The organism is Bradyrhizobium sp. ISRA442, assembly GCF_038085055.1.
Lineage (GTDB): Bacteria > Pseudomonadota > Alphaproteobacteria > Rhizobiales > Xanthobacteraceae > Bradyrhizobium.
Window position 1 is genome coordinate 437,450 of record NZ_JALGCN010000004.1, and the last position, 13,014, is coordinate 450,463.

Annotated in this window: 13 protein-coding genes; 9 read left to right on the plus strand and 4 right to left on the minus strand. The window is 63.6% G+C overall.

What is annotated here, in order from left to right:
- The first annotated feature begins 2 nt into the window (after positions 1-2).
- The 3 genes from MTR72_RS11695 to argC all read left to right on the plus strand — a co-directional run bounded on the left by MTR72_RS11695 (position 3) and on the right by argC (position 2,421).
- Complete coding sequence (locus tag MTR72_RS11695) at positions 3-533, plus strand: DedA family protein (protein WP_280964084.1); 531 nt, start codon at positions 3-5, stop codon at positions 531-533.
- A 227-nt stretch (positions 534-760) separates the two neighbouring features.
- A complete protein-coding gene (locus tag MTR72_RS11700) occupies positions 761-1,441 on the plus strand; it encodes an FMN-binding negative transcriptional regulator (RefSeq protein WP_280964083.1) in 681 nt (226 codons plus the stop codon).
- Entirely contained in the window at positions 1,438-2,421 is a 984-nt protein-coding gene (argC, locus tag MTR72_RS11705) for an N-acetyl-gamma-glutamyl-phosphate reductase (RefSeq protein WP_280964082.1), read from the plus strand. Before MTR72_RS11700 ends, argC begins: the two co-directional genes overlap by 4 nt.
- 122 nt (positions 2,422-2,543) lie before the next feature.
- On the opposite strand, the gene MTR72_RS11710 is transcribed toward argC, so the two are convergent.
- Positions 2,544-2,942, minus strand: coding sequence for an MAPEG family protein (locus MTR72_RS11710; RefSeq protein ID WP_280964081.1), 399 nt, complete (start codon positions 2,940-2,942; stop codon positions 2,544-2,546).
- A gap of 63 nt (positions 2,943-3,005) precedes the next feature.
- Entirely contained in the window at positions 3,006-4,814 is a 1,809-nt protein-coding gene (locus MTR72_RS11715) for a PHA/PHB synthase family protein (protein WP_280964080.1), read from the minus strand.
- Between the two features lie 254 nt (positions 4,815-5,068).
- On the opposite strand from MTR72_RS11715, the gene MTR72_RS11720 reads away from it, so the two are divergent.
- From MTR72_RS11720 to MTR72_RS11740, 5 genes are all read left to right on the plus strand, one after another.
- Complete coding sequence (locus MTR72_RS11720) at positions 5,069-5,344, plus strand: hypothetical protein (protein WP_280964079.1); 276 nt, start codon at positions 5,069-5,071, stop codon at positions 5,342-5,344.
- 240 nt (positions 5,345-5,584) lie between these two features.
- Positions 5,585-6,805, plus strand: coding sequence for an LL-diaminopimelate aminotransferase (locus tag MTR72_RS11725; protein ID WP_280964078.1), 1,221 nt, complete (start codon positions 5,585-5,587; stop codon positions 6,803-6,805).
- Between the two features lie 26 nt (positions 6,806-6,831).
- Entirely contained in the window at positions 6,832-8,148 is a 1,317-nt protein-coding gene (locus MTR72_RS11730) for a homoserine dehydrogenase (protein ID WP_280964077.1), read from the plus strand.
- A 142-nt stretch (positions 8,149-8,290) separates the two neighbouring features.
- Positions 8,291-9,292: a class II fructose-bisphosphatase gene (gene glpX / locus MTR72_RS11735; protein WP_280964076.1), complete on the plus strand. Its 1,002-nt coding sequence runs from the start codon at positions 8,291-8,293 to the stop codon at positions 9,290-9,292.
- Positions 9,293-9,465: 173 nt separating this feature from the next.
- Positions 9,466-10,185: a haloacid dehalogenase type II gene (locus MTR72_RS11740; RefSeq protein WP_280964075.1), complete on the plus strand. Its 720-nt coding sequence runs from the start codon at positions 9,466-9,468 to the stop codon at positions 10,183-10,185.
- Between the two features lie 48 nt (positions 10,186-10,233).
- Here the strand turns inward: MTR72_RS11740 and MTR72_RS11745 are convergent, their stop codons facing one another.
- Positions 10,234-11,523 carry an adenylate/guanylate cyclase domain-containing protein gene (locus MTR72_RS11745; RefSeq protein WP_280964074.1) on the minus strand — a complete coding sequence of 430 codons (1,290 nt, stop codon included), beginning with the start codon at positions 11,521-11,523 and terminating at the stop codon, positions 10,234-10,236.
- Positions 11,524-11,765: 242 nt separating this feature from the next.
- Between MTR72_RS11745 and MTR72_RS11750 the strand changes: the two genes are divergently transcribed.
- Complete coding sequence (locus tag MTR72_RS11750; protein WP_280964073.1) at positions 11,766-12,254, plus strand: cupin domain-containing protein; 489 nt, start codon at positions 11,766-11,768, stop codon at positions 12,252-12,254.
- 65 nt (positions 12,255-12,319) lie between these two features.
- Here MTR72_RS11750 and MTR72_RS11755 read toward each other — a convergent pair whose 3' ends face one another.
- Positions 12,320-12,955: a glutathione S-transferase family protein gene (locus MTR72_RS11755; protein WP_280964072.1), complete on the minus strand. Its 636-nt coding sequence runs from the start codon at positions 12,953-12,955 to the stop codon at positions 12,320-12,322.
- Positions 12,956-13,014: the final 59 nt, after the last annotated feature.

Sequence of the window (13,014 nt, forward strand, 5' to 3'; positions counted from 1 at the left end):
GAATGGAGCAGTTTGCGCACGCACTGGCCGATTTCGTGCGCGCGCACCAGGCCTGGGCCGCCCCAATCGTGTTCCTGCTGGCCTTCGGGGAATCGCTGGCTTTCATCTCGCTCCTGGTTCCGGCCTGGGGCGCTCTGGTCGCGATCGGCGCGCTGATCGGCGTGAGCGGCATCAGCTTCTATCCGGTCTGGATTGCCGGCGGACTCGGTGCCGCCCTCGGCGACTGGGTCTCCTACTGGTTCGGCTATCGCTACAAGGGCCAGGTCGCCCAGATCTGGCCCTTGTCGCGCTATCCGGAGCTCCTCCCCAAGGGCGAGGCCTTCGTGCGCCGCTGGGGCGTGCCCAGCATCTTCATCGGCCGTTTCTTCGGCCCCTTGCGGGCTTCCGTGCCGCTCGCCGCCGGCATTTTCGAGATGCCGTATTGGAGCTTCCAGGTCGCCAACTTCGTCTCCGCGCTGGTCTGGGCGGCGGCGCTGCTGCTGTTCGGCGACGTGATCGCGAAGATCATGGAATGGATCTGGCGCTTCATCTGACGGCTTGAACCTTGACGGGAACCGCGGCCGGCCTTATAGCCGCGCGCCATGATCAACGCCGCGACCATCCTGTTCGCCCGTCGCCGCCGCCGCAACCTAGCGGTTTGGGCGGTCGATCGCGTTTGAGATCATCGTCTTTGCCGCTGGATCCGGTCCGCGGCATTCTCTCTCCTGTCAGCGCGATCTGATCCGGCGGCCCCAAAAAGGAGGCCCAGCAGGAGACCACGATGTACACGCCACCCTTTTTCAAGCAGGACCGCGCCGCGAGCCTCAAATTCGCGGAGGAGCGCGGCTTTGGCACGATGTGCGCCTTTGACGGCCGCAAGCCGATCGCGTCTGCGCTGCCGTTTTACCTGACTTACGCCGATGACGTCACGCCGCACGCGGCCTTTCACGTTGCCCGTCACAATCCGCTGGTAAAGCTGGCGGACGGTGTGACGTCCTGGCTGCTCGCGGTGAGCGGTCCCGATGCCTATGTATCGCCGGACTGGTATGTCTCGCCGGATCAGGTGCCGACTTGGCTCTACCAGTCGGTTCATCTGACCGGCCCGGCGCGGCTGTTGTCGGACGCTGAGCTGGCGGTGCAGATCGACACGCTCAGCGACAAGTTCGAGAGCTGGCTGTTGCGGAAGAAGCCGTGGACGTCGGCGAAGATGGCTGCCGGACGGCTCGAGACGATGAAGAAGGCGATCATTGGTCTGGTCATGACGGTTGAAGAGGTCGAGGGCAGCTTCAAGCTCAACCAGCACAAGTCGGACGCCGATTTCGCGGCGATCGCAAATGCGCTTGGCGAAGGCGATGCCGGCGCAAAGCAGATTTCACACTTGATGCGGCAGACCCGGCCGCAAATCTTCACTGATCAAGTTTTTGCAGACGATACGAACAAGCTCGAAAGGACCGTGCCATGAGCCTCGCCGACACCAAGCAAGCACCGACCACCGGCGCGGCGAACAAGCCCGCCACCGTCTTCGTCGACGGCGGCTCCGGCACGACCGGGCTCGGCATCAACGAGCGCCTCAAGCTCCAGAGCGACGTCGCGGTGAAGACGATTCCCGACGACAAGCGCAAGGATCCCGCGGCCAAGAAGGCGCTGATGGAGGAGGTGGACCTCGTCATCCTCTGCCTGCCCGATGACGCCGCCAAGGAGACGGTCGCGCTGGTCGACAGCATGGGCGCCTCGGCGCCGAAAGTTCTGGACGCGTCCACGGCGTACCGGGTCGCGCCCGACTGGGCCTACGGCTTTCCCGAGCTGACGGCTGACCAGACCGGCAAGATCAAGGCCGCGAAGAAGGTCTCCAATCCCGGCTGCTATCCGACCGGCGCGATCGCGCTTTTGCGGCCGATCGTCGATGCCGGCTTGCTGCCGGCCGACTATCCCGTCACCGTCAATGCGGTGAGCGGCTACTCCGGCGGCGGCAAGTCGATGATCGCGAGCTTCGAGGATGGCAGCGCGCCCTCGTTCGAGCTTTATGGCCTCGGCTTCGAGCACAAGCATCTACCGGAGATGCAGCTCTACTCGAACCTGACGCGGCGGCCGATCTTCATCCCCTCGGTCGGCAATTACCGGCAGGGCATGCTGGTTTCGGTGCCGCTGCAGCTCGACACGCTGCCGGGCAAGCCTGATGGAGCGGACCTCCAGGCCGCGCTGGCAAAACGCTACGCCGGCTCGAAATACATCTCGGTGATGCCGCTTCAGAACGAAGCGACCAGGAGCGGCCGGCTCGAGCCGGAGGCGCTGAACGAGACCAACATGCTCGAGCTCTACGTCTTCGCCAGCGACAAGTATCACCAGGCGGTGCTGGTCGCGCGCCTCGACAATCTCGGCAAGGGCGCCTCAGGTGCCGCAGTGCAGAACATGCGGCTGATGCTGGGCTTGGCGGAGGAGTAGCCGAGGGCGCGCTCCTTCGTTCTCCGTCATTGCGAGCGAAGCGAAGCAATCCAGAATATCCCCGCGGAAACGGTCTGGATTGCTTCGTCGCTTCGCTCCTCGCAATGACGAGGGAGAGCGCGTCAAAGCACCTGGAAGATCGCCAGCGCCAGCACGGCCTGCGCGAGGAAGCCGACTGTGAAGGCGAGGGTGCGGAACACCGGCAGGCCGAGCGTATAGACGATCAGATGCGCAACGCGGGCCCAGAAATAGACGGCGCAGGCGAGCACGGTCCACTTGGTGGAATAGTCGATCGCGTTCAGGATCAGCACCAGCGGCGCGAAGATCACGAGGTTCTCGACCGCGTTGTCATGCGCGAACATCAGCCGGTTCGCCCATTCCGCATGCGGCTTGTCGCCGCGCGAGGGATTGGCCAGGGTGCCGGAGAGGCCGCGAACCTGGCAGCGGTTGATGATGTAGGGGATCCAGAGGATGCCGGTCAGGATCACCGTCAAGGTCAGCCAGAACAATTCGCGCGTCATAACCCGGTCCCCTCTACTCGCTGTGCCGAGAAGAGAGCTTATACAAAAGCGCGAGAGATTCCGCTACGCGCGAACGCGGACATAGCTGCCGGGCGCATCCTCGATCGGCGGCATGGCGTCGCTGCCGACCGCGCGCGCCGGGACCTCCTCCGGATCGAGCCCGCCCAGCCATTCGCGCCAGTCCGGCCACCACGAGCCCTTGTGCTCGACCGCGTCCTTCATCCACTGGGCGACGCCGACGTCCTTGATGTTGTCGTTGGTCCAGTACTGGTACTTGTTCGAGGCGGGCGGATTGACGACGCCGGCAATGTGACCCGAGCCGGACAGCACGTATTTCACCGGGCCGCCGAAGAACTGCGAACCATAGAGCACCGACTCGGCCGGCGCGATGTGGTCCTCGCAGGTGGCGAGGTTGTAGACGGGCACCTTGACCTTGGAGAGATCGAGCAGGGTGTTGTCGAGCACCATCGTGCCCGCGGAGAGCCGGTTCTCCAGATAGCAGTTGCGCAGGTAGTAGGAATGGTTCGCCGCCGTCATGCGGGTGGCGTCGGAATTCCAGTGCAAGAGATCGAACGCACTCGGCTGCTGGCCCTTCAGATAGTTGCTGACGACATAGGACCAGATCAGGTCGTTGGAGCGTAGCATGTTGAAGGCCATCGCCATCTTGGAGCCTTCGAGCACGCCGGCGGCCCGCATGTCCTGCTCGAGCGCCGAGATCTGCTCCTCGTCGACGAAGACGAGGAGATCCCCGGCATGGGTGAAGTCGACCTGCGCCGCGAAGAACGTTGCAGAGCTCACGCGCTGGCGGCGTTTCTCGGCGAGCCAGGCCAGCGTGGTGGCGAGCATCGTGCCGCCGACGCAATAGCCGGCGGTGTGCACCTTCATCTCGCCCGTGGCCTTCTCGATCACGTCCATCGCCGTGAGCGGGCCTTCCTTCATGTAGTCTTCCCAGCTCTTGTTGCCGAGCCGCTTGTCGGGATTGACCCAGGAGATCACGAACACCGTAATGCCCTGATCGACGCACCATTTGATGTAGGATTTCTCCGGCTTGAGATCGAGGATGTAGAACTTGTTGATCCAGGGCGGCACGATCAGGAGCGGCGTGCGCAGCACCTTTTCCGTCGTCGGCGTATACTGGATGAGCTGCATCATCTCGTTCTGGTAGATCACCTTGCCCGGCGTCGTCGCCATGTTGACGCCGACGACGAGGTTGTCCGGATCGGACTGGCGGATCTTGAGCATGCCCTTGCCGGCCGCGATGTCCTCGGCCAGCATCTTCAGGCCGCGCGCGAGATTTTCGCCGCTGCTTGCGACCGTCTCGCGCAGCACTTCCGGATTGGTCAGCACGAAGTTCGACGGCGACAGCGCGTTGGTGACCTGCTGGACGTAGAACTCGGCCTTGCGGCGGGTGTGTGGATCGAGCCCCTCGGCGTCGCGCACCAGTTCCTGCGCCCATTTGGTCGTGAGCAGATAGAGCTGCATCACGAAATCGAAGAACTGGTTCGACTTCCATTCCGGATCGGCAAAGCGCTTGTCGCGCGGAGCAGGCGCGATCGCGGGTGCGACCTCTTCGCCGGCCATGCGCCGCACCGCCGCGCCCCAGAGATCTAGGTAATCCTTGGCAAGCTTGGTCTGCAGTTCGGAGGAACGCGAGCTGTCCGACAGCCAGTATTCGGCGACCGACGTGAACGTCTTGACGACTTCCGTGAGCTCGGTCGGCGGGCGATCCTGCACCTCGCCGCTTTCGCGCGGCTTGATGTAAGCGGCAAGCGCCTTGCCGCTGCTTTCGAGCGCCCGCGCGACATTCATCGCGAAGGCTTCCGCATCGAATTTCTTCTCGGACGTGGGCGTGTCGGGCGTAACGGTACTCATGGCCAAGACAGTAACGATTCATTCCGTATTCGTCACCGCGAAGCTCGCACGATTGGCGTTAAACACTCTCGAAGATGTGTTGCAGTGCGACAAAGTTTCTTGGTTCCGTCACAATGAAGCCGCACCTGGTGGGTTGGTGGATCTTGGATGTTTTGCTCGCTTGCACCATTTAGGGCGGCAATGGTTTGAGCTTGGGCAGGTTGTCGGGTTAAGCTGCGACAGCCGGGCGTTGGGACGAGTAGGGGATTTCCCAAGTGTTGGCGTTGAGGGACCTGCAAAAGACGCGGCTTGCGTGCGGGGCGTTGCTGATCGCGGCGCTGGCGCTTGCCGGCTGCTCCAGTCAGATCGCCGATCTGATGCCTGCGGATGCCCAGGCGCATCCCAAGGAGCCCGGCACGTATCTGCCCGTGCACGACCTGCCGCCGGATCGTGATCAAGCGATCATACCGCCGGACCAGCGCGCCAAGATCGAGGCGGAGCTCGCCGCCGCGCGCGACCGCCAGGCCGTGGCCGCCAAGGACGCCAAGTAAGACGCGAAGCAAGAACGCGAAGCGAGGCGGTGCAACGTAATCGCTGGCGCACCCGCCGGTCCGTGCTAAAAGACGTCAATTCAGCCGAAAGTTGGGGTGAAGGAGTTCAGCCCTTGTTGCCGAAATCCACTCTAAGTACCTGATTTGGAGTGATTTTCGCGCAAGATCTGGAACCCTCTTCGATGGCCCGTCGAGGCCGTTCGATTCTGTCCCGACCGGTTGCCCGGAGCCCAGAGAGCCATGGAAGAATTTTACCGCATCCGCCGCCTGCCGCCTTACGTGTTCGAACAGGTCAACCGGGCCAAGGCGGCCGCACGGAATGCCGGCGCCGATATCATCGACCTCGGCATGGGCAATCCGGACCTGCCGGCCCCGCCGCATGTGCTGGAGAAGCTGAAGGAGACGCTTGGCAAGCCGCGCACAGACCGTTACTCGGCCTCGCGCGGCATCCCCGGGCTGCGCAAGGCCCAGGCCGCCTATTATGCCCGCCGCTTCGGGGTGAAGCTCAATCCGGACACCCAGGTGGTGGCCACGCTCGGCTCGAAAGAGGGCTTTGCCAACGTGGCGCAGGCGATCACCGCGCCCGGCGACGTCATCCTCTGTCCCAACCCGAGCTATCCGATTCACGCCTTCGGCTTTTTGATGGCGGGCGGGGTGATCCGTTCGGTGCCGTCGGAGCCGACGCCGCAGTTTTTCGAAGCGGTCGAGCGGGCGATCGTGCATTCGATCCCGAAGCCGCTCGCGCTCGTGGTCTGCTATCCCTCGAATCCGACCGCCTATGTCGCGAGCCTCGACTTCTACAAGGATCTCGTCGCCTTCGCGAAGAAGCACGAGATCCTGATCCTGTCCGATCTCGCCTATGCCGAGGTCTATTTCGACGAGAACAGCCCGCCGCCCTCGGTGCTCCAGGTGCCGGGCGCGATGGATGTCACCGTCGAGTTCACCTCGATGTCGAAGACCTATTCGATGGCCGGCTGGCGCATGGGCTTTGCGGTCGGCAATGAGCGGGTGATCGCAGCGCTTGCGCGCGTCAAATCCTACCTCGACTACGGTGCGTTCACGCCTGTCCAGGTCGCGGCCACCGCGGCGCTCAACGGCCCCGACGATTGCATCAAGGAGATGCGCGACACCTATCGCAAGCGCCGCGATGCGCTGGTGGAATCGTTCGGCCGCGCCGGCTGGGACATCCCGCCGCCGGATGCCTCGATGTTCGCATGGGTCCCGCTGCCGGAGGCTTTCCGCAGCATCGGCAGCATGGAGTTCGCAACCCTGATGGTGGAGAAATCCGGCGTCGCGGTGTCGCCCGGCGTAGGCTTTGGCGAGCATGGCGAAGGATATGTCCGCATCGCCATGGTGGAAAACGAGCAACGGATCAGGCAGGCCGCGCGCGGCGTGCGCCGCTTCCTTGAAAGCGGTATCGAAACGTTGCACAACGTCGTTCCGCTCGCCAATCGGCGTTAGTTCTCTCCGGCAGGTTCTTTCGCGTCATGGTCGCACCCCTGAAAGTGGGTATTGCGGGGCTCGGCACTGTGGGCGCCGAGGTTGTCCGCCTGATTGAAACCCAGGCCCGCATGCTCGCGGGCCGCAGCGGCCGTGGCATTCGCGTGGTCGCCGTCACCGCACGCTCGAAGGCGAAGAAGCGCTCCGTCGATCTTAACGGCGTCGAATGGGCGAAGGATCCGACCGCGCTTGCGACCCATCCCGAGGTCGATTGCTTCGTCGAGTTGATGGGCGGGGCGGGCGATCCGGCGCTCTCGGCAGTCGAAGCTGCGCTGAATGCCGGCAAGTCCGTCGTCACCGCCAACAAGGCGCTGCTCGCCAAGCACGGCATCAAGCTCGCCAAGGCCGCCGAAAAGCACGGCGGTGCGCTGAATTTCGAGGCAGCGGTCGGCGCCGCCATCCCCGTCATCAAAACGTTACGCGAAGGGCTCGCCGGAACCGGCATCGACCGCGTCTACGGCATCCTCAACGGCACCTGCAATTACATCCTGACGCGGATGGAGCAGGAAGGCCTGTCCTTTGCCGAATGCCTGAAGGATGCGCAGCGGCTCGGCTATGCCGAGGCCGATCCGTCCTTCGACGTCGATGGTCATGACACCGCCCAGAAGCTCGCTATCCTCGCGAGCCTCGCCTTCGGCACGAAAGTTGCTCAAAGCGCGGTGTATGTCGAAGGTATCTCCTCCATCGCGCCGGAAGATCTTCGTGCGGCCGCGGATCTCGGCTACCGCGTCAAGCTGCTCGGCGTTGCAGTTCGTACCGCAAAGGGCATCGAGCAGCGCGTGCATCCGACCATGGTGCCGAAATCGTCCTCGATCGCGCAGGTGATGGGAGTCACCAATGCGGTCACGATCGACGGCGAAGGCATTCCGCCGATCACGCTGGTCGGCCCCGGTGCAGGCGGGGCTGCGACCGCATCCGCCGTTGTCGCCGATATCGCCGATGTCGCGCGCGGCATCCGCGCCAATCCGTTCGGCCGCCCCGTCTCTCACTTGCGCGACACCAAGAAGGCGCCGATGGAGCGGCACGAGGGCGGCTATTACATTCGGCTCTTGGCGCGCGATTTCCCGGGCACCGCGGCGGCGATCGCCACGCGTCTGGCCGAGCAGAAGATTTCGATCGAATCGATCGTGCAGCGTCATCCTAATGGCGGCGCTGCGCCGGCCGGCGGCAAGGCTGTGCCCGTGCCCGTCATCCTGATCACCTACGCGACCCACGAGGACGCGGTGCGCCGCGCGCTCACCGCCGTGCAGCGCGACAAGGTGATCAGCGGACGGCCGCAGGTCATCCGTATCGAGAAGAACTAGAGCATGATCCGCAACAGTGTGCAGCGGTTTTGCGGAAAGATCATGCTCAAACAAAGAGAGTGGTTCGGGCGAACGAACCGTGGGCGTTGCGAGTTGATGCGGACAGTGACTTCTGTCCCGAACTGTTTGAAGGAGTAAGCCGATGTCGACCCATATTTCAGTCCCGCCGCATGCGTTGCTTGAGCGCATTCTCACGCTGGAGATCGTGCGCGTGACCGAGCGGGCGGCGGTGTCGGCGGCGCGGCTGCGCGGACATGGTCAGGAGAAGGCGGCCGACCAGGCCGCCGTCGACGCAATGCGGCGCGAGCTCAACAAGCTGCCGATCGAGGGCACCATCGTCATCGGCGAGGGCGAGCGCGACGAGGCGCCGATGCTCTTCATCGGCGAGAAGGTCGGCATGAACGCCGGTCCCCAGGTCGATATCGCCGTCGACCCGCTCGAAGGCACCACGCTGTGCGCCAAGAACATGCCGGGCGCGATCGCGACCATGGCGATGGCCGACGGCGGCACGCTGCTGCACGCGCCCGACGTTTACATGCAGAAGCTCGCGGTCGGTCCCGGTTATCCCAAGGGCGTCGTCGATCTCGATGCCTCGCCCGCCGATAACGTGCGCCGTCTCGCCAAGGCCAAGGGTGTCGCGCCCGAGGCGATCACCGTCCTCGTGCTCGACCGTCCGCGCCATGCCGACATCATCACGAGCGTGCGCTCGACGGGTGCGGCAGTGCGTCTCATCACTGACGGCGACGTCGCGGGCGTGATCCACTGCGCCGACCCCGACAACACCGGCGTCGACATGTATCTCGGCACCGGCGGTGCGCCGGAAGGCGTGCTCGCCGCCGTGGCGCTGCGCTGCATCGGCGGCCAGATGCAGTGCCGCCTCATCCTCGATTCCGACGAGAAGCGCGAGCGCGCCGCCAAGATGGGCGTCAACGATCCCAAGATGATCTACGGCATCGAGGACATGGCCAAGGGCGACTGCCTGTTCGCCGCCACCGGCGTCACCACGGGCTCGCTGCTGTCGGGCGTCAAGTTCCGCAAGGACGGCGTGATCGAGACCGAGACGGTGGTGATGCGCTCGGTGACCGGCACGGTGCGCTACATCAAGGCCGAGCACCGCGAGCTGGCGAAGTTCCATTTGGATTGAGCAAGGCAATAACGACTGCCGTCATTCCGGGGCGACGCGCAGCGTCGAGCTATGATGCGCAATTGTGCATCAGAGAATCCATAACCACCAACCGGGGTTATGGATTCCGGGCCTGCGCCTAACGGCGCATCCCCATTGCGCAATGTGGAATGACGAGCGTCGAGGAAGCGCACATGTCCGATCTGTCTGCCGTCAAAGCCCTCGTGTTCGATGTGTTCGGCACGGTCGTCGACTGGCGCACCAGCCTGATCACCGACTTCATGTGGTGGGGTAAGCAACGCGGCATCATCGCTGACTGGACCGCGCTGGTCGACGGTTGGCGCGGCATGTACGTCGCCTCGATGGACGACGTGCGCAAGCACCCCGAGCGCGGCTATGTCATCCTCGATGATCTGCATCGCCGCTCGCTGGAGAAGCTGGTCGAGAAGTTCTCGATCAAAGGCCTCACCGAAGCGGATCTCGATCATCTGACCAAAGGCTGGCACCGCCTGCATCCGTGGCCGGACAGCGTCTCCGGCTTGAGGCGGCTGAAATCAAAATTCGTGATCTCGCCGCTGTCGAACGGCAACGTCGCGCTGCTGACCAACATGGCGAAATTCGCCGGTCTTCCCTGGGACCTCGTGATGTCGGCCGAGTTGTTCGAGCACTACAAGCCCGATCCCGAGACCTATCTCGGCGCCGCGCGCCTGCTTGGTCTCAAGCCGGAAGAGGTGATGATGGTCGCCGCTCACAACGGCGATCTCCTGGCCGCACAGAAGAACGGCCTCAAGACCGCCTTCGTCGCGCGTCCGACCGAATACGGCCCGCTGCAGAAGGTGGATTTCGACGCCACCGGCAACTGGGACATCGTCGCGAAGGATTTTGGCGGCGTTGCCGATCTGCTGGGCTGTTAAGCGCGGGCTCGCAATTTGCGAGTCTACTGACGCGTACGCGCGCTCTCATCAACCCGGAGCCAATCGAGACCCCCCGATACGGCTGTACTCGGCAAGAAAGTGGTCATTCGGCAAATGGCCGTCGCCATTGCGCGAGTACTCCTTTTTCAAGCCATTGAGAAAGAACATCTGGTGCGCGCGATGGTGCTTGGCTTCGATCGGGCCGCGCGGCTCCAGGTCGAACAGCCCATGGATATGTCCGGCCACGGTTTCCGAGACGTTGATCCGCCCGGCTATTCCAAACGCTTCCATGAACCATGCGGTGTTGACCGCATCGCCCCATATATCGAAGCTCATCCTGCGGTTGCCGACGACACCGGAAATGACTGGTCCGGTATGGATGCCGATGCGCAATTGCAGGCCGTGATCTCCGGTTGCCTCGCCTTGCGTCTTGAGGTGATCGAGCCGGGCCCGCATCTCGAGCGCGGCCAGGCAAACGTCGATCGCGTGTCGTCGGTCGGGTGCAAGCACGCCGGCGACCGCCATGTAGGCATCGCCCATGGTCTTGACCTTCTCCAGACCGTGTCGCGCGCCGATTTCGTCCAGAGCCGAGAAATAACCGTCGAGGAGATTGATGAGCCTCGCCGGCTCGGTCCGTTCGGCTAGCAGCGTAAAGCCCTGGATGTCCGCGAACAGAATGGTTGCCGACCGGGTGTATCTGGGCTGAACCATGCCGCTACGCTTCAGCTCGTCGGCAATCGGTGCCGGCAAGACGTTGCGCAGCAGCTCTTCGGCACGCGCGCGCTCCAGCGCGGCCTCTGCTCGCGCCTGCTCCATTTCCTTGATCGTGTGGCCGTACTCTATCAGCTTCCGGCGCAGCTCCAGTTGCGCCAGCACCTGGTGCGACAGCATGCGCAAGGCTTCTGTCTGCGCGAAAGAAAGCTGTCGCGGCTCGAAGTCCATCACGCAGAGCGTTCCGAGCGCATAGCCTTCGTCGGTGATCAGCGGCATGCCGCAATAAAAGCGGCAGGGCGGCGTCAGCGCGGCCATCGGACTGTTCTCAAAACGCGGATCCCGGCTCAGGTCGGGAACGACGAGCAGCTCGGCACCGCAGATCGTCGTCGTGCAGACAGCATTTTCGCGCGGTGCGTTGGTTACTTCTGCCGGCAGGCCATATCTCGCCTTGAGCCAGCGTCGCTCGTCGTCGATGAAACTGATGTAGGAGACAGGGCAGCCGCAGATTTGCGCCGCGAGCTCGGTGATTTCGTCGTAGGCGGACTCGGGCGCGCTATCGACGATGTCGAGAGCGTGCAGGGCAGCCAGCCGTTGGGTTTCGTTTGTGGGTGCCGGTAACGGCATGCTGGTCTCCGTGCCGGAGAACCCGAGACAGGTCTCCCGCGTTCCGATAGTCGAGCGGTGCGACCATGCCGTTCATGTGGGAAAGGGTGGAGGCGCCACAAGTGGCGCGCCAGGATGCAAAACGGGTTCCACCACGCGCAACCTCTGGAGGTGCGTCACGTACGTTCGGCGAGGAACGTCGTGACATCAGGCGGGTTCGCTGAACGACAACGCATCGCAAATCGATCCTGAAGGGAACCGTCATGACCAGCGATACAACCTCGCCATTGACCGCGCTCTCCCGGGCGGCGGGGACCGGACCCACGCTGGACGTGCTCGGCGTGACGCACAGCTACAAGGCGATGGCGAGCGACACCGGCCAACAATTCTCGATCTGGGAATCGATCGTGCCGCCGGGCCGCGGCGCGCCGGCGCACACGCATACCCGCGAGGACGAAGCATTCTATGTGTTGAGTGGCGAAATCCTCGTTGAGGTCGAAGGCGCGAGCGATCCGTTGCGCCTTGGCCCGGGCGCATTTCTCTTTGCGCCGCGCCATCGGCGCCACGGCTATCGCAATGTCGGCATCGATACGGCGCGCGTGCTCGTGTTTGCGATGCCGGGCGCCGGCCTCGATCACATGTTCGCGGCCTTGCACGAAGAGGGAAGGCGGAGTGGAGATCGGCCGGCTATCCAGACCATTGCGACGATTGCCGGGCAGCACGGCGTCGTTATCCACCCGTCGGCCGGCTGAGCCGTTTTGGTTGGATCGAACTCATGCGACCGCGCCATCGGCTGAGAACAGCTCTCGCAGCAGGCTTACGGCAATCGCGGCATTGTGGCCACGAACGCGGACCGCTTGGAGAGCTCTGACCACCAGTCATTGAGCCTGGGGTGCTTTTCGAGAAGCGCTTTTCCTTCGTCAGCCAGCACAAAGTAGCCAATCATCGGCGCCAGATGGATGTCAGCCAGCGACAGTTGATCGCCGCAGAGGTATTGCGCGTTGCTGGCGGCTGTCTCCAGCGCCGCGAGCACCCGCGGCGCTGCCGCAAGGCCTCTTCGAAATTCGCTCTCGTTCGCCTCAAGTCTCATGAGCGGCCTGAACACCCCGTGAGAGAAGACTTGCCGCACCAGGGGCCAGTAGGCGTAGCTGTCCGCAATCGACATGATCTGATTGCAACGCGCTCGTTCTCTCGGCTCCGCCGGCTGAAGCCGGGGGCCTTCGAATGCTTCATCCACATAGCGCGTGATGGCGCCGGTTTCGTAAACCACGAACTCTGAGTGAACCAGTGCGGGCACGCGCTTGAAGGGATGTGTCGCAAGGTAGCTCGCGGGGATATTCTCCGCGAAAGGATTTACCTCTACCCAGGTGTACTCCACGCCCTTTTCATGGAGCGCCAATCGGGCGATCCAGGAATAGACGCTGTATTGATAGCCATGCAGCTCGATCGCCATGTACCGCGGTCCTGTCCTGCCGCGATCAGGGTCGCCCGATCCGTGGGCGTTTACAAGCC

Bases quoted from the DNA above. Each gene is read 5' to 3' on its own strand.
- MTR72_RS11695 (WP_280964084.1), top strand. From the start codon at position 3: ATGGAGCAGTTTGCGCACGCACTGGCCGATTTCGTGCGCGCGCACCAG.
- MTR72_RS11700 (WP_280964083.1), top strand. From the start codon at position 761: ATGTACACGCCACCCTTTTTCAAGCAGGACCGCGCCGCGAGCCTCAAA.
- argC (WP_280964082.1), top strand. From the start codon at position 1,438: ATGAGCCTCGCCGACACCAAGCAAGCACCGACCACCGGCGCGGCGAAC.
- MTR72_RS11710 (WP_280964081.1), bottom strand. From the start codon at position 2,942: ATGACGCGCGAATTGTTCTGGCTGACCTTGACGGTGATCCTGACCGGC.
- MTR72_RS11715 (WP_280964080.1), bottom strand. From the start codon at position 4,814: ATGAGTACCGTTACGCCCGACACGCCCACGTCCGAGAAGAAATTCGAT.
- MTR72_RS11725 (WP_280964078.1), top strand. From the start codon at position 5,585: ATGGAAGAATTTTACCGCATCCGCCGCCTGCCGCCTTACGTGTTCGAA.
- MTR72_RS11730 (WP_280964077.1), top strand. From the start codon at position 6,832: ATGGTCGCACCCCTGAAAGTGGGTATTGCGGGGCTCGGCACTGTGGGC.
- glpX (WP_280964076.1), top strand. From the start codon at position 8,291: ATGTCGACCCATATTTCAGTCCCGCCGCATGCGTTGCTTGAGCGCATT.
- MTR72_RS11740 (WP_280964075.1), top strand. From the start codon at position 9,466: ATGTCCGATCTGTCTGCCGTCAAAGCCCTCGTGTTCGATGTGTTCGGC.
- MTR72_RS11745 (WP_280964074.1), bottom strand. From the start codon at position 11,523: ATGCCGTTACCGGCACCCACAAACGAAACCCAACGGCTGGCTGCCCTG.
- MTR72_RS11750 (WP_280964073.1), top strand. From the start codon at position 11,766: ATGACCAGCGATACAACCTCGCCATTGACCGCGCTCTCCCGGGCGGCG.
- MTR72_RS11755 (WP_280964072.1), bottom strand. From the start codon at position 12,955: ATGGCGATCGAGCTGCATGGCTATCAATACAGCGTCTATTCCTGGATC.